The sequence below is a fragment of the Streptomyces eurythermus genome (assembly GCF_014649115.1).
In the GTDB taxonomy this organism is placed as follows: domain Bacteria; phylum Actinomycetota; class Actinomycetes; order Streptomycetales; family Streptomycetaceae; genus Streptomyces; species Streptomyces eurythermus.
In genome coordinates this window covers 288,452-302,838 of record NZ_BMSK01000011.1, presented here as the reverse complement: position 1 = coordinate 302,838, position 14,387 = coordinate 288,452, and the positions used below count along the sequence as shown (strand labels likewise).

Below are 14,387 nucleotides of genomic sequence, written 5' to 3'. Positions count from 1 at the left end.
GGATCACTCCGTGAAGAGGAGGGCGGCGGCGTTGCCGCCGCGTACGGCGTGGAAGTCGGTGTCGGGCAGCCGGGCCGCGCGCAGTGCGCCGACGGGGTCCTCGGTGCCCATGTCGAAGGGGAAGTCGGAGCCGAGCAGCACCCGGTCCGCGCCCGCGACCCGCACCAGCTCCCGCAGCACGTGCGGATCGTGGACGAGGGAGTCGAAGTACAGCCGCCTGAGGTAACTGCTGGGCGGGTGGGCGCAGCCGGCGCCCGCGTCGGAGCGGGTGGTCCAGGCATGGTCGGCGCGGCCGATGTGGGTCGGCAGATAACCGCCGCCGTGGGCCGCGATCAGCTTCAGCCCCGGGTGCCGGTCCAGGACGCCGGAGAAGATGAGGTGGGAGAGCGCGACGGCGTTCTCCACCGGCTGGCCGACGCTGTTGGACAGGTACCACCGGTCCAGCCGCTCGTCGAGCGTGCAGCCGAAGGGGTGCAGGAAGACGAGCGCGCCCGTCTCCCGCGCCCGGGACCAGAAGGGTTCGTAGTCCGGGTCGGACAGGTCCCGCCCCGGGGCGTGGCTGGAGATCTCCACCCCGGTCAGGCCCTGCTCCAGCGCGTGGTCGAGGGCGCGTACCGCCCGGCCGGGGTGCTGGAGCGGGACGAGCCCGAGCCCCCGCAGCCGGTCGGGCGCGGCCGAACAGTGCGCGGCGGTCGCCTCGTTGGCCAGCCGGTACACCTTCTCGGCGGTGTCCTCGTCGGCCCAGTAGTGGTAGTGCGAGGGCGAGGGGCTGACCAGCTGCACGTCCACGCCCTGCGCGTCCATCGCGGCCAGCCTCAGCCGCGGCTCCGTCATCCTCGGGACGCGCTCGCGCACCATCGGGCCGTTGACCGCCAGGGCGGCCGGACCGTTGCGGCGGGCGTCGAGCGCCCTGGCCCCGGCCAGGCCCGGCAGGCCGGCCACCAGCGCCTCCACCTCGGGCAGCAGGACGTGGGCGTGCACGTCCACCGTGGGGATCGTCGTCACGGCAGCTCCCGCAGCATCGTCATGGTGCGGCCCATCAGGCCGGGCACGTCCGCGTCCCGCACGCCGTCCAGCTGCCACCGGCCGAGCAGCACGGACGCCTCGACCACCGCCCGCACACGCGGCATCCGGCGCTCCTGGTACTCCCGCAGCAGCGCGTCGTCCCACTCCCGGCCGCTGGTGAGCAGTTCGGCGAGGACCAGCGCGTCCTCCAGGGACATCGCCGCGCCCTGCGCCAGGGTCGGCGGGCAGCAGTGGGCCGCGTCGCCGGCGAGGACGACCCGGCCGCGGTGCCAGGGGCCCTCCACCAGCAACCGGTCGAACCATGTGTAGTTGACCTTCGCCGGGTCGGTGATGTGCGGGATGATGTCCGCCCAGTGCCCGCCGTAGCCGGAGGCCAGGCGGCGCATCTCGTCGGCGTATGTCTCCGGGGGGATGGCGGCGCGGTCGCGGTTGGCCTCGACGACGTACGCGTAGATCGTGGTGTCGCTGGTGGGGCAGTAGCCGGCGATGTAGGCGGGGCCGCCGTAGGCGAGGTCGGTGCGGACCACGCCGGCCGGGCGGGGGGCGGCCACGCGCCAGATGGCCATGCCGGTCGGTTCCGGCTTGTCGGTGATGCCGATGGCCGCGCGGGTCGCCGAGCCGATGCCGTCGGCGGCGATCACCAGGTCGTAGCGGCCCTCGGTGCCGTCGGTGAAGCGTACGGTCACGCCGTCGGCGTCCCTGTCGAACTCCGTGGCCCGGGTGCCCAGCCGGACCCGGGCGCCCGAGGCGCGCACGGCGTCGATGAGGATCCGCTGGAGCCGGGGCCGCTCCATGCCGACGGTGGCGGGCAGGTCGTCGCCGCCGGTGCGGACGTCCCGGGCGACGTGCAGGACGGTGCCGTCGGGGGCGGTGATGCCGACCGAGTCGAAGCCGAAGCCGGACTCCCTCACCCTTTCCCAGACGCCGAGTTCGCGCAGGACGCGCAGGGCGTTGCCCTGAAGGGTGATGCCGGAGCCGGCGGTGGCGTTCCAGTCGTCCCTGGCCTCGACGAGGTCCACCGCGATCCCGGCCCGGCGCAGCAGGACCGTGGCGGCGTTGCCGGCCGCGCCGCCGCCGGTCACCAGGACCGTACGGGGGGTGCTCATATGCGTAACTCCTTTGTCGCGCTGGTTACTTGACGGCGACCGGATTGACCGGGGAGCCGACGGCGCCGGTGATCGGCAGGGGCGCGGCGGTGAGCCAGAACGCGTACACGCCGTCGGCGGCGCAGTCCGCGGCGAGCGCGTCCGGGTCCCACATCTCCCCGATCAGCAGGCCGATGTTCGGGATGGCGACCTGGTGCAGCGGCTGGAAGGCGTGCGCGAACTCGTTCGGGCGGACCTCGAAACCCCAGGTGTCGGTGGCGATCGCGGCGATCTCGGTGCGGTGCAGCCAGCCGGCCGTGGTGAACGACAGCCCGGGCGCGGGACCGCCGGCGTAGTCGCCCCAGCCCTCGCGGCGGGCCCGGGCGAGCTGCCCGGTCCGTACGACGACGATGTCCCCGCGGCCCACGCTCACGCCGTGCGCCTCGGCCGTCGCCGTCAGATGCTCCTCGGTGATCGCGAACCCGTCCGGCAGTTCCCCGTCCTCGCCGACCACCCGGCCCACGTCGAGCAGGACACCGCGGCCGGCGACGTACGGCGCCATGTGCTCGATGCCGGTGACGAGGTCGCCGTCGGAGGTGACCACCTTCTCGGCGTCCCGGCCGTTCCACGCCTTGCCGTGGTCGAAGATGTGGCCGAGCCCGTCCCACTGGGTCGAGCACTGGAGCGGCATCGCGATCACATCGTCGGCGCCGCCGAACCCGTGCGGGAAGCCCTGGTTGCCGAGGGCGGCGTCGGTGCCGGTGTCCAGCATGGTGTGCACCGGGTTGGTGCGCCGCCGCCAGCCCTTCTGCGGGCCGGTCATGTCGAAGGACTGGGACAGCGAGAAGCCGACGCCCCGCCGCACCAGGGCCGCGCCCTCGCGGCGCTTGCCCTCGTCCAGGAAGTTGAGGGTGCCGAGCCGGTCGTCCTCGCCCCAGCGCCCCCAGTTGGAGTACGCCTCGGCGGCCTCGGCGATCGCCCCCTCCGCGTCGTGGCGGTTCACGCGGCGCCCTCCGCGACACAACGGGTGCGCTGGACCCCGAGCCCGGTGACCGTGCCCTCCATGACGTCGCCGTCGCGCAGCAGCCGGCCCCAGTGCATGCCGTTGCCGGCGGGGGAGCCGGTGAGCACCAGGTCCCCGGGGAGCAGGCGGGCGGCCTGGGAGGCGTACGACACCATCCGCGCGACCTTGAAGATCATGTCCCGGGTCGACTCGTCCTGCATGGTCTCGCCGTTGAGCTTGAGCGTGACGCGCAGGTCGTCCGGGTCGGCGATCGACTCGGCCGGGACGATCCAGGGGCCGAGCGGGGTGAACCCGGGGGCGTTCTTGCTGCGCAGCCAGTCGGTGCCGATCTGCGGCATGTCCCGGCGGAAGACGGTGGCCCGGTCGGTCAGGTCGTTGGCGATGGTGTAACCGGCGATGTACCGCGCCGCGTCCGCCACCGGCACCCGGTGGGCGGGCCTGCCGATGACGACCGCCAGCTCCAGCTCCCAGTCGGGCTGCTCGGCCCACGCGGGCAGGACGACATCGTCGTACGGCCCGGTGATCGCGCTCGGCAGCCCGATGAAGACGTACGGCAGGTCCTCGGCCGCCCGCCGGTCCATGATCTCGGCGGCCTCGGCGCGGCGTTCGCTCTCCGGCCGGTCGTCACCGGGCGCGCGGTGGGCCACGTGCAGGTCGATCACGTGCTGCCGGTAGTTCGCGCCCGACTGGAACACCTGGCGCGGCGACACGGGCGCGTGCACGCGCAGGTCCGTGAGGGCCGTGCGGGCCGGGCCCGGGCCGGCCGCGAGCGCGCGCAGCCGCGGCAGCGCCGACTCCCAGCGGTCCAGCACGTCCAGCGTGGTCAGCCGGTCCTCGCCGAACGCGTCCCGCAGATCGAGGGCGAAGCCGTCCGGGGTGACGAGGGCGGGGAATTCCGGCCCGTCCGGGGCCGAGAGGGTGGCGAGGGCGAAGGGTCCGGCGAAGAGCTCGGACGCGGATTCGGGTTTCACGGACGTGTCCTCCTCATTGCGGTGGGACTAATCTGGACCCGCCGCTCGCGATCAGGGAAATAGATTCTGTGGATGGTCGGCATCCATCGTGTTTATTTCCGCCGCTCACCCCCCTGCTCGTCGCCCCGTACGAGGACCGATCCGTGAACCTGACCCGACTCGACCTCAACCTCGTCGTCGCCCTGCGCGCCCTGCTGGAGGAGCGCAACGTCACCCGCGCCGGGCAGCGCGTCGGCCTCAGCCAGCCCGCCATGAGCGCCGCCCTCGCCCGGCTGCGCCGCCACTTCGACGACGACCTGCTCGCCCGCGTCGGCGGCCACTACGAACTGACCGCCCTCGGCCAGGTCCTCCTCGACCGCACCGCCACCGCCTACGACGTGCTGGAACGCCTCTTCTCCAGCCAGGCCGACTTCGACCCGGCCGCGGAGAGCCGCGAGTTCCGGCTGATGGCGTCCGACTACGCGGTGGCCGTCTTCGGCACCGAACTCGCCCGCGTCGTGCACGAGGAGGCCCCCGGCATCCGGCTCCGCTTCACCCAGACCCGGCCGGTCGTCGTCGACGACACCGCCACCCTGCTCAGCGCCACCGACGGCCTGCTCATGCCGCACGGCGTGATCAGCGGCTTCCCCGCCACCGACCTCTACGACGACCGCTGGGTGTTCCTCGTCGCCGAGGACCATCCGGACGTCGGCGACCGGCTCACCCGCCAGGACCTGGCCCGGCTGCCGTGGGTGACGTACCAGCGCACCTACGACGCGCCCGCCGTGCGCCAGCTCGGCATGCTCGGCATCGAACCGCGCGTGGAAGTGTCCGTCGACAGCTTCCAGCTCCTGCCCCTGCTGGTCACCGGGACCCGGCGCATCGCCCTGATCCAGGCACGGCTGGCGCGGCTGCTGACGCCGATCGCCGCCGTCCGGGTGGTGGAACCGCCCTACGAGGCGGTGCCGCTGCGCGAGGCGCTGTGGTGGCACCCGGTCCACACCCATGACGCGGCCCACATCTGGCTGCGGGAGACGGCCATGCGGGTCGGCGGCCACCTGACCGGCGCGTCGTAGAAGAGGACCGACGGGGACAGCGCGGCGCCGCCCCCTCCACACCGTGGATGTGAGGCATCGGCACTTTCGACGAACCGGGGGATTCCACCGGGTGGAGGCGCCCCGCACAGTGGCGCATACGTCACCGGCCGGGGCGGGTCGCCAGGAGAGCGCGGCCCGGTCCGCCGCCGGCACGCCCTGCTCCGGTCGCTGAACGGGAGCGCGGGCCCCGGCCTGACGTCCCGGAGCACGCGGCCGGCCACCGAGCACGGCCGGCCGTGACGGCCCCTTCCGGTGGCGCCACGCGTTCTCCCGAGGCGGGGTCGAGTGGTGCTCTAGACCGTCGCCACAGCCTTTCACCACGTAACTGCCGCTGTTTCAGAGGCGAAAGGACTTACAGCGATGTTGTCTACGAACGCGGGCCGGACATGACCCGGCGCGTCGTGATCACCGGTGTCGGTGTACGCGCTCCCGGCGGCAACGGAACGAAGGCGTTCTGGGACCTGTTGTCGGCGGGCCGCACCGCCACCCGGAGCATCTCCTTCTTCGACGCGTCGCCGTTCCGTTCGCGGATCGCCGGCGAGGTCGACTTCGACGCGGCGGCCGAGGGCTTCGGCCCGCGCGAGATCCGCCGCATGGACCGGGCCACGCAGTTCGCGGTGGCCTGCACCCGCGAGGCGGTCGCGGACAGCGGGCTGGACCTGTCCGCGCTGGATCCGCACCGCGTCGGGGTCAGCCTGGGCAGCGCGGTCGCCTCGGCGACCAGCCTGGAGAACGAGTACCTCGTGATGTCGGACGCGGGCAAGGAGTGGGAGGTCGACCCGGCCTACCTGTCCCCGCACATGTTCGACTATCTCTCCCCCGGCGTCATGCCGGCCGAGGTGGCCTGGGAAGTGGGCGCGGAAGGCCCGGTGACCATGGTCTCCGACGGCTGCACCTCGGGGCTCGACTCGGTCGGCTACGCCGTCCAGCTGATCCGCGAGGGCACGGTCGACACCGTCGTCGCCGGCGCCGCGGACACCCCGATCTCCCCGATCGTGGTCGCCTGCTTCGACGCCATCAAGGCGACGACGACCCGCAACGACGACCCGGCGCACGCCTCGCGCCCCTTCGACGGCACCCGCAACGGATTCGTGCTCGCCGAGGGCGCCGCCATGTTCGTGCTGGAGGAGTACGAGGCGGCCAAGAAGCGCGGAGCGCACATCTACGCGGAGGTCGGCGGGTACGCCACCCGCTGCAACGCCCACCACATGACGGGCCTGCGCAAGGACGGCCGCGAGATGGCCGAGGCCATCCGTGTCTCGCTGGACGAGGCACGCCTGGACGGCACCAAGATCGACTACATCAACGCGCACGGTTCGGGCACCAAGCAGAACGACCGCCACGAGACCGCCGCGTTCAAGCGCTCCCTGGGCCAGCACGCCTACGACGTGCCGGTCTCCTCCATCAAGTCGATGGTCGGCCACTCCCTGGGGGCCATCGGCTCCGTCGAGATCGCCGCGTCGCTGCTGGCGATCGAGCACAACGTCGTGCCGCCGACGGCCAACCTGCACACCCCCGACCCCGAGTGCGACCTCGACTACGTACCCCTGACCGCCCGCGAACAGCGCGTGGACACGGTGCTCACGGTCGGCTCCGGCTTCGGCGGCTTCCAGAGCGCGATGATCCTGCACCGTCCGGAGGTGGCCGCGGCATGACCACCGTCATCACGGGTATCGGGGCGGCCACGCCCAACGGCCTGGGCACCGAGGCGTTCTGGAAGGCGACGCTGACGGGCGCCAACGGGGTCCGGGAACTGACCGGCTTCGACACCTCCGCGTACCCCTCCCGCCTGGCCGGGCAGATCGTCGACTACGACGCCAAGACCCATCTGCCCAGCAGGCTGCTGCCGCAGACCGACGTGTCGACCCGCTACGCGCTCACCGCCGCGGCCTGGGCCCTCGAGGACGCGGGCGTCGACGAGAACACCCTGCCCGACTACGACATGGGCACGGTCACCTCCAACGCTCTCGGCGGTTTCGCGTTCACCCACCAGGAGTTCAACAAACTCTGGTCCAAGGGCTCGGAGTTCGTCTCCGTCTACGAGTCGTTCGCCTGGTTCTACGCGGTCAACACCGGCCAGATCTCCATCCGGCACAAGCTGCGCGGGCCCAGCGCCGCCCTGGTCGGCGAGCAGGCCGGCGGCCTGGACGCCGTCGGGCACGCCCGGCGCACCGTCGAGCGCGGCACCAGGCTCGTGGTGTCCGGCGGCGTGGACTCCGCGTTCGACCCCTGGGGCTGGGCCTCCCAGCTGGCGGGCGGCCGGGTCACCACCGCCACCGACCCGGAGGCGGCCTACCTCCCGTTCGACGAGCGGGCGGCCGGCTATGTGCCCGGCGAGGGCGGCGCGATCCTCATCGCCGAGGACGCCGCGAGCGCCCGGGAACGCGGCGCGCCCCGGATCTACGGCGAGATCGCCGGCTACGCCTCGACGTTCGACCCCAAACCGGGATCCGGCCGTGAGCCCGGGCTGCGCCGGGCGGCCGAACTGGCCCTGGCCGACGCCGGTCTGGCACCCGCCGACATCGACGTGGTGTTCGCCGACGCGGCCGGCCTGCCCGAGCTGGACCGGATCGAGGCGGACGCGCTGCGCGCCGTCTTCGGCCCGCGGGGTGTGCCGGTGACCGCGCCCAAGGCGCTGACCGGCCGGATGTACGCGGGGGGCGGCCCCGCGGACCTGGCGAGCGCGCTGCTGTCCATCCGGGACGGCGTCATCCCGGCCAGTGGCTTCACCGCCCAGGTCCCCGACGCCTACGGCATCGACCTCGTGACCGGCGAACCCCGTACCCGGCCGGTGTCCGCGGCACTCGTCCTCGCACGCGGACGCTGGGGCTTCAACTCGGCCGTCGTCGTCACGCGCCACACCGACCACTGAGCTGCCGAACGCCGGCAGTTCCCCACCTGACAGGAGAAGACCCTCATGGCTCAGCTCGCCATCGAAGACCTGCGACGCATCCTCATCGCCTGCGCCGGCGAGGACGACAGCCTCGACCTGACCGGCGACATCCTCGACAGCTCGTTCGAGGACCTCGGGTACGACTCGCTCGCCCTGATGGAGTCCGCCGCGCGCATCAAGCAGGAGTACGGCATCGACCTGTCGGACGACGACATCGCGGAGGTGGAGACGCCCCGCGCGCTCCTCGCCCTGGTCAACGCCGACACGGCAACGGCCGCCGTCTGACGTCCGGGCCCGACCGTACGCCTCCGGGGCCCGTATCCGCCGTCGCCGGGATACGGGCCCCGGCCCCTTCCGCGCCACCGTCCCGAGCCGAGGAGAAGCCGCCATGGAACGAACCGTGATCCACCGCACCGAGCACACCCGCATCGTGTCCGCTCCCGCCCAGGTCGTCTACGACCTGGTGGCCGATGTCACCCTGTGGCCCGCGGTGTTCGGGCCCAGCGTGTACGTGCGCCACCTGGAGCGCGACGAGCGCAGCGAGGTCTTCGAGATCTGGGCGCAGGTCAACGGCAAGGTCGCCAGCTGGACGTCGCGGCGGGTCCTCGACCCCGCGCGCCGCTACGTGAGCTTCCGGCAGCAGCGCAGCTTCGCACCGGTCACCTCCATGGCCGGCGGCTGGCTGCTGCGCGAGCTGCCCGACGGCCGCACCCAGGTGGTGCTGCGCCACCGCTTCAGCGTCGAGGACGACGCCCCCGCCGCCGTAGAGGCGCTGCTCACCGCGCTGGACCGCAACAGCGGCGAGGAACTGGCGGCACTGGCCCGGGTCGCCGAGCTGGGCCACCCGGTGGCCGACGTGGTGTTCTCCTTCACCGACGTCGTCCCGATCACCGGCGGGGCCGCGGCGGCCTACGACTTCGTCAACCGGGCCGACCTGTGGGCCGAGCGGCTGCCGCACGTCAGCCGGGTACGGCTGACCGAGGACGAGCCGGGCGTGCAGGACCTGGAGATGGACACCGTCACGGCGGACGGCTCGGCGCACACCACCCGCTCGGTGCGCATCTGCCACGAGCCGTCGTGGATCGCCTACAAGCAGCACGTGCTGCCGAAGCTGCTGACCGGGCACAGCGGCCTGTGGACGTTCACGGACGGCCCCGAAGGGCCCGTCGCCACCGCCCGGCACACCGTCGCCCTGAACCCGGCGACGGTCCGCGAGGTGCTCGGCGAGCAGGCCACCCTCGCCGACGCCCGGGCCTTCGTGCGCGAGGCACTGGGCCGCAACAGCCTGACCACGATGACCCACGCCGCCGCGCACACGGGCGAGGGCAGCCAGGTCTCCGCCTGAACGCGGGCGCGGACACACACGGCCGCCCCTCCCCGGAACCGGGGAGGGGCGGCCGTGTGATGGCCGTGGCGGCGCGGATCAGTAGTTGCCCAGACCGCCGCACACGTTGAGGGCCTGCGCGGTCACCGCGGCCGCGTCGTCGCTCACCAGGTACTCGACCATGGCGGCCACCTCACGGGTCTCCACGTAACGGCCCAGCGGCACCCGCGTGGTGATGCGGTCGTGGGTCTCCTGCTCGCTCACGCCCCAGATGCCGGCGTAGTGCTCGCGCACCCGCTCCGCCATCGGCGTCTCGACGAAGCCGGGGCACACCGCGTTGACCGTGATGCCGGTACGGGCCAGCTCCAGGCCGAGGGCCTTGGAGAAGCCGACCACGCCGTGCTTGGACGCCGAGTAGGGCGCGGCGTGCACGACGCCCTGCTTGCCGCCGGTGGAGGCGATCGAGATGATGCGGCCGGACTTCTTCGCCAGCATGCCACCGGTGTTGAGGACTTCCTTGGTCATCAGGAAGACGCTGTTGAGGTTCGTGTTGATGACGTCGAACCAGAGGTCGTCCGGGATCTCGTTGGTGGCTCCGCCGCCGCTGCGCCCGGCGTTGTTGACGAGGATGTCGACCGGCCCGAAGCGGTCGACGGCCGCGCGGACGAAGGCCCTGATCTGCTCGGGGTCGGACACGTCACACGTGGTGCCGTCCACCTCGTACCCGGCTTCCGTCAACTCCTTGATGGTGTCGGCCAGTTGGTCCTCATGGCGCGCACACAGGTAGACCCGGGCCCCGAGCCCGGCGAGGCGCCGGGCGATCTCGAGACCGATCCCGCTGGTGGCTCCCGTGACCAGGGCGACCGGCTTGACTGCCTGTGACATGTGTTCTCCCGAATCGCTGTGACGGCAGGTGCCCACCGAGCGTGCTGGGCGCGCCTCGTGCCCTGCTGGAAGGTGCCTTGAAGCGCACCGGCCGCGCTCATGCGCCGCCCCGACCGTGCTCCAGAGCGATTCGAGCGCCGGTGGCGATCCTGGCCCGGCCACCACCCGCCCGACGACCCAGGTGAGGAACCCTCATGCCCACGCCCGTCAGCAGCGATCTCTACACCCAGGTCCAGCACTTCTACGCCCGCCAGATGCAGGCCCTCGACGAGGGCCGGCTGGAGGAGTACACGCAGACGTTCACGAAGGACGGCAGCTTCCAGCACTCGCCCGACATCGCCCCGGCCGTCGGCCGCGACGCGATCCTCGAAGAGCTCCGGTCGTTCCTGAAGAAGTACCAGGACAACCCCACCCAGCGCCGCCACTTCTTCAACCAGATGGTCCTGGAGCCGCAGGAGGACGGCAGCATCCGCTCCACCGTGTACGCGCTGATCGTGCGGGTACGGCCGAACGAGCGGCCGGAGGTGTGGCCCAGCACCGTCGTGCACGACGTCATCGAGATCACCGACGGCGAGATCCTGCTGCGCTCCCGCTCGGTGAGCTACGACCAGCTGGTGTGACGCCGTGCGGACCACCGCCGCCCCGCCCCCGGCCCAGCTCATGGTCCACGCCGGCCTGGCGCTGCGCAGCGCCCTCGCGGCCGTGGCCGGCACCGAGCCCTCGCGGCTCGGGCGGGCCGCGGCCGGAGCCGCCTACCTGGACCTGTGGGCGGGCGACCGGCTGCTGCGCGCCGACGGCGGCAACCACTCGGCCGTGGCCAGGTTCCTGCTGCCGCGGCTGCTCATGGAGAGCGTCGACACTCTGTCCGTACTGCTGGGCGCGCAGGCGCAGCGGAACACGGGTCCGGGCGCCGCGTACCGGGAGCACGCCCGGCGGCTGCACCAGGCCATGTGGCACCCCGACCACCGTGCGCGGCTCGACGCCGTGACGGCACGGCTGGACGGGCCGCCCACCGGGGAGGACCGGCTGGCCCGGCCCCTCACCTCGGTACGCCCCGCCGCGCTGCCGCTGGACCTGCACGCACTGCTCGACGAACTGGAACGGGAACGCCGCGCCGTGGTCGGCGCCTGCGCCCTCGCGCCGGCGGACGCCTCGGCCGGCATCTGGGCCCTGGCCGACCGCTACGCGCTGCTGACCGCGGCGGCCGCCTGCCTGGACGGCTGGCGGGGGACCGGCCGGGGACGGCGGATCACCACCGACCGGGACCGCCTGGTGGCCGCGCTCTCCCGGATCGCGATCCGCCTCGGCCTCGAACCGATCGGCCCCGACACCCAGTTGAGCGCCGCCCTGTTCGACGAGGCGGTCGCGCACTGCCGTCGGCCGACGGTCCCGGCCCGCACGGTACCCGCCGCCGCACGCCGGCTGGTGGGCGCGTGACCGCGTCCGTGACGTACCTGCGCGCGGACGGACCCGGCGGAGCCTGGACCCGGGCCGCCGGGCCGGCCCTGCGCGCCGGAACCGCCGTGGTGCTGTACGCGTCGGCCGGTTCCTGGAGCGTCCCCGACGGGACCGGACTGCGCGTCCTGCTCGGCCGGGAGTACGAGCGGTACCGGGCCGCCGGCCACCGGCCGGCGGCCCGCGCCCGCTTCGCCGCCTCGCGCCGGCTCGTCAAACACGCCGCGGCGGCCGTCCTGGACGTGCCGGCGGACGAGCTGGAGCTCGCCCGGGGACCGGCCGGGCGGCCGTATCTGCGTGGCTGCGACCGGCTCGGTCTGAGCCTGAGCCACACCGGTGACCTGCTGGTGCTGGCCCTGAGCCTGCACGGCCCGATCGGTGTGGACGCGGAGCCGCTCGGCCGGTCCGGATGCCGCGTGCTGCTCGCACAACGCGCCTGCACCGCGCAGGAGTTGTCCGACCTGCGTGCCCTTCCCGCACATGAGCGTGGTGATGCCCTGCTGCGTCTGTGGACCCTGAAGGAGGCGTACACCAAGGCCCTCGGCGTGGGCACGGGGCTGCCGTTCCGCACCTTCGGTTTCCGGGTCGAGGGCACGACCGCCGTGCTGCACGACAACACCGGCGAGCCGGTGCGACCCGGTGAGTGGACGTTCGCCACTCACCGGCTCGGCACCGGCCACGTCGTCGGCACGGCGTACGCGCCACCGCCCGGAGCGTGAACCGCCCCGCCCGGTTCAGGCGCTGAGCAACCGCTGAGCCGGGGTGAAGCGGTCCAGCCGGTCGTCGTTGGCGAGTATCGCGCGGTGCAGCCGTTGCAGCCGGGGCGAGGGCTCCACACCGAGCTCGTCGACCAGGGACTGGCGCAGGGACTGGAAGACCTCCAGGGCCCGCCAGGGGTGACCGGCGCGGTAGAGGGCGGTCATCAGCTGGGCACACAGGTTCTCGTGCAGTGGTTGCTGGGCGACCAGCATGCGGAGCTCGCCGATGAGTTCCGCGTGCCGTCCCAGTTGGAGATCCGCCTCGATCCGCAGTTCGAGGGCGCGGGTGCGCGCCTCCTGCATCCCGATGACCTCCATGCGCAGCACCTCGCCCAGCGGCACGTCGACCAGGGCGTTGCCGCGCCACAGGCCGAGGCCCTCGCGCAGCTTCTCGCTCGCGACGTGCGGAGCGTGCTCGGCCATGGCACGGGTGCCGTGGGCCGTCAGCCGCTGGAACTCCACGAGGTCGCAGCGGATCGGCTCCACCGGGGCGAGCTGATATCCCCCGTAGGACGTGGCGAGGATGTCCTTCGCCGTCAGTTCGCTGTCCTCGGGCAGGGCATCGGTGATCTTTTTGCGCAGTTGCAGGATGTACGTCTGCAAGGTGGGAGCGGCACTGCGCGGGACCGCGTCTCCCCACACCTCTTCGATCAGCGTCTCCACGGAGACGACACGACCCGCGCGAATCGCGAGCAGCGCCAGGATCTGCCGGGGTTTTCCGGCAGTCGGGACGATCGACAGGCCGTTTACTCGTGCTCCAAGTGGTCCCAGAACATCGATTTCCATGGCCATGAGCATCGCAGGATCGTTGTATCATGAACCAGTGTGCCCGGCATGAGCGGGCATGAATTATTCACACCCGCTCACCCGACACACTCATCCCACGGTCATCAATCGATCCCCCGGACGATGTGCGGGTCCGGGTCGTCCTCCTCCCCGGCGAGACGCAGCGCGGGCGCGTTCAGCGGGCCGCCGGCTTCCCCGGGGTCGCCGGCGTCGAGTTCACCGTGCTCGTGGTTCATCGGTTCCTCCTGCTGGGGCAGACGTCAGTCCTTGATCTCGCAGATGACGGCGCCGGAGGTCAGCGAGCTGCCGACCTCGGCCGACAGTCCCTTGACGGTGCCGGACCGGTGGGCGTTGAGCGGCTGCTCCATCTTCATCGCCTCCAGGACGACGACCAGGTCGCCCTCCTTGACCTCCTGGCCCTCCTCGACGGCGACCTTGACGACGGTGCCCTGCATCGGGGAGGCGAGGGCGTCGCCTGAGGCGACGGGGCCGGACTTCCTGGACGTACGGCGCTTGGGCCTGGCCCCGGCCGCGAGGCCCTTGCGCGCGAGGGACATGCCCAGGGACGCCGGCAGCGAGACCTCCAGGCGCTTGCCGCCGACCTCGACCACGACGGTCTCGCGGCCCGCCTCGTCCTCCTCCGCGCCCGCGGGGGCGGTGAAGGGCTTGATGTCGTTGACGAACTCGGTCTCGATCCAGCGGGTGTGGACCGTGAACGGATCGCTGGAGCCGGTGAGTTCGGGGGCAAAGGCGGGGTCGGTGACGACCTTGCGGTGGAAGGGGATGGCGGTGGCCATGCCCTCCACGCGGAACTCCTCCAGGGCGCGGGCGGCCCGCTGGAGGGCTTCCTTGCGGGTGCGGCCGGTGACGATCAGCTTGGCCAGCAGGGAGTCCCACGCCGGGCCGATGACACTGCCGGCCTCCACACCCGCGTCCAGACGGACACCGGGGCCGGTGGGGGCTTCGAAGGTGGTGACGGTGCCGGGCGCGGGCAGGAAGTTACGGCCCGGGTCCTCGCCGTTGATACGGAACTCGAAGGAGTGACCGCGCAGCACCGGATCGTCGTAGCCGAGTTCCTCGCCGTCGGCGATGCGGAACATCTCC

The 14,387-nt window shown here is 72.5% G+C and carries 16 protein-coding genes; 8 read left to right on the top strand and 8 right to left on the bottom strand.

Annotation, left to right across the window (positions count from 1 at the left end; translation table 11 throughout):
* Positions 1–3: 3 nt before the first annotated feature.
* From IE251_RS22560 to IE251_RS22545, 4 genes are read right to left on the bottom strand one after another with little or no spacing between them, the layout of a single operon-like run.
* Positions 4–1,005, bottom strand: coding sequence for an amidohydrolase family protein (locus IE251_RS22560; protein ID WP_189754811.1), 1,002 nt, complete (start codon positions 1,003–1,005; stop codon positions 4–6).
* Positions 1,002–2,132, bottom strand: coding sequence for an FAD-dependent oxidoreductase (locus IE251_RS22555; RefSeq protein ID WP_189754810.1), 1,131 nt, complete (start codon positions 2,130–2,132; stop codon positions 1,002–1,004). The genes IE251_RS22560 and IE251_RS22555 overlap by 4 nt, the downstream gene beginning before the upstream one ends.
* Before the next feature lie 25 nt (positions 2,133–2,157).
* Complete coding sequence (locus IE251_RS22550) at positions 2,158–3,114, bottom strand: cyclase family protein (protein WP_189754809.1); 957 nt, start codon at positions 3,112–3,114, stop codon at positions 2,158–2,160.
* The gene (locus IE251_RS22545) at positions 3,111–4,106 is read right to left on the bottom strand and encodes a fumarylacetoacetate hydrolase family protein (RefSeq protein WP_189754808.1); all 996 of its coding nucleotides are present in this window, start codon (positions 4,104–4,106) and stop codon (positions 3,111–3,113) included. Before IE251_RS22545 ends, IE251_RS22550 begins: the two co-directional genes overlap by 4 nt.
* Before the next feature lie 143 nt (positions 4,107–4,249).
* Between IE251_RS22545 and IE251_RS22540 the strand changes: the two genes are divergently transcribed.
* The 5 genes from IE251_RS22540 (at position 4,250) to IE251_RS22520 (ending at position 9,420) form a co-directional block, all read left to right on the top strand.
* Positions 4,250–5,161 carry a LysR family transcriptional regulator gene (locus IE251_RS22540; protein ID WP_189754807.1) on the top strand — a complete coding sequence of 304 codons (912 nt, stop codon included), beginning with the start codon at positions 4,250–4,252 and terminating at the stop codon, positions 5,159–5,161.
* A 407-nt stretch (positions 5,162–5,568) separates the two neighbouring features.
* The gene (locus IE251_RS22535) at positions 5,569–6,837 is read left to right on the top strand and encodes a beta-ketoacyl-[acyl-carrier-protein] synthase family protein (RefSeq protein WP_189754806.1); all 1,269 of its coding nucleotides are present in this window, start codon (positions 5,569–5,571) and stop codon (positions 6,835–6,837) included.
* Positions 6,834–8,054, top strand: a complete 1,221-nt coding sequence (locus IE251_RS22530; RefSeq protein WP_189754805.1) for a ketosynthase chain-length factor — start codon at positions 6,834–6,836, stop codon at positions 8,052–8,054. Before IE251_RS22535 ends, IE251_RS22530 begins: the two co-directional genes overlap by 4 nt.
* A gap of 45 nt (positions 8,055–8,099) precedes the next feature.
* Positions 8,100–8,360, top strand: a complete 261-nt coding sequence (locus IE251_RS22525) for an acyl carrier protein (protein WP_189754804.1) — start codon at positions 8,100–8,102, stop codon at positions 8,358–8,360.
* A gap of 103 nt (positions 8,361–8,463) precedes the next feature.
* Positions 8,464–9,420, top strand: coding sequence for an aromatase/cyclase (locus IE251_RS22520; RefSeq protein WP_189754803.1), 957 nt, complete (start codon positions 8,464–8,466; stop codon positions 9,418–9,420).
* 78 nt (positions 9,421–9,498) lie between these two features.
* Here IE251_RS22520 and IE251_RS22515 read toward each other — a convergent pair whose 3' ends face one another.
* Complete coding sequence (locus IE251_RS22515; protein WP_189754802.1) at positions 9,499–10,284, bottom strand: 3-oxoacyl-ACP reductase; 786 nt, start codon at positions 10,282–10,284, stop codon at positions 9,499–9,501.
* Positions 10,285–10,478: 194 nt separating this feature from the next.
* Between IE251_RS22515 and IE251_RS22510 the strand changes: the two genes are divergently transcribed.
* From IE251_RS22510 to IE251_RS22500, 3 genes are read left to right on the top strand one after another with little or no spacing between them, the layout of a single operon-like run.
* On the top strand, positions 10,479–10,904 hold the full coding sequence (locus IE251_RS22510; RefSeq protein WP_189754801.1) for a nuclear transport factor 2 family protein: 426 nt from the start codon (positions 10,479–10,481) through the stop codon (positions 10,902–10,904).
* A 4-nt stretch (positions 10,905–10,908) separates the two neighbouring features.
* A complete protein-coding gene (locus IE251_RS22505; RefSeq protein ID WP_189754800.1) occupies positions 10,909–11,721 on the top strand; it encodes a hypothetical protein in 813 nt (270 codons plus the stop codon).
* Positions 11,718–12,458: a 4'-phosphopantetheinyl transferase family protein gene (locus IE251_RS22500; protein WP_189754799.1), complete on the top strand. Its 741-nt coding sequence runs from the start codon at positions 11,718–11,720 to the stop codon at positions 12,456–12,458. The genes IE251_RS22505 and IE251_RS22500 overlap by 4 nt, the downstream gene beginning before the upstream one ends.
* Before the next feature lie 15 nt (positions 12,459–12,473).
* Here IE251_RS22500 and IE251_RS22495 read toward each other — a convergent pair whose 3' ends face one another.
* From IE251_RS22495 to IE251_RS22490, 3 genes are all read right to left on the bottom strand, one after another.
* On the bottom strand, positions 12,474–13,283 hold the full coding sequence (locus IE251_RS22495) for an AfsR/SARP family transcriptional regulator (RefSeq protein WP_189754798.1): 810 nt from the start codon (positions 13,281–13,283) through the stop codon (positions 12,474–12,476).
* Between the two features lie 104 nt (positions 13,284–13,387).
* Positions 13,388–13,519 (bottom strand): hypothetical protein, encoded by a 132-nt coding sequence (locus IE251_RS41730; RefSeq protein ID WP_267925348.1) that lies wholly within the window; start codon positions 13,517–13,519, stop codon positions 13,388–13,390.
* Positions 13,520–13,543: 24 nt separating this feature from the next.
* Positions 13,544–14,387, bottom strand: an 844-nt coding sequence (locus IE251_RS22490) for a biotin/lipoyl-containing protein (protein WP_189754797.1), incomplete at its 5' end; no start/stop codon positions are given.

What these genes read in the sequence shown, in the direction of transcription:
- IE251_RS22510 (WP_189754801.1), top strand. Translation starts at nt 10,479, where the DNA reads ATGCCCACGCCCGTCAGCAGCGATCTCTACACCCAGGTCCAGCACTTC.
- IE251_RS22515 (WP_189754802.1), bottom strand. Translation starts at nt 10,284, where the DNA reads ATGTCACAGGCAGTCAAGCCGGTCGCCCTGGTCACGGGAGCCACCAGC.
- IE251_RS41730 (WP_267925348.1), bottom strand. Translation starts at nt 13,519, where the DNA reads ATGAACCACGAGCACGGTGAACTCGACGCCGGCGACCCCGGGGAAGCC.
- IE251_RS22555 (WP_189754810.1), bottom strand. Translation starts at nt 2,132, where the DNA reads ATGAGCACCCCCCGTACGGTCCTGGTGACCGGCGGCGGCGCGGCCGGC.
- IE251_RS22525 (WP_189754804.1), top strand. Translation starts at nt 8,100, where the DNA reads ATGGCTCAGCTCGCCATCGAAGACCTGCGACGCATCCTCATCGCCTGC.
- IE251_RS22495 (WP_189754798.1), bottom strand. Translation starts at nt 13,283, where the DNA reads ATGGAAATCGATGTTCTGGGACCACTTGGAGCACGAGTAAACGGCCTG.
- IE251_RS22535 (WP_189754806.1), top strand. Translation starts at nt 5,569, where the DNA reads ATGACCCGGCGCGTCGTGATCACCGGTGTCGGTGTACGCGCTCCCGGC.
- IE251_RS22520 (WP_189754803.1), top strand. Translation starts at nt 8,464, where the DNA reads ATGGAACGAACCGTGATCCACCGCACCGAGCACACCCGCATCGTGTCC.
- IE251_RS22530 (WP_189754805.1), top strand. Translation starts at nt 6,834, where the DNA reads ATGACCACCGTCATCACGGGTATCGGGGCGGCCACGCCCAACGGCCTG.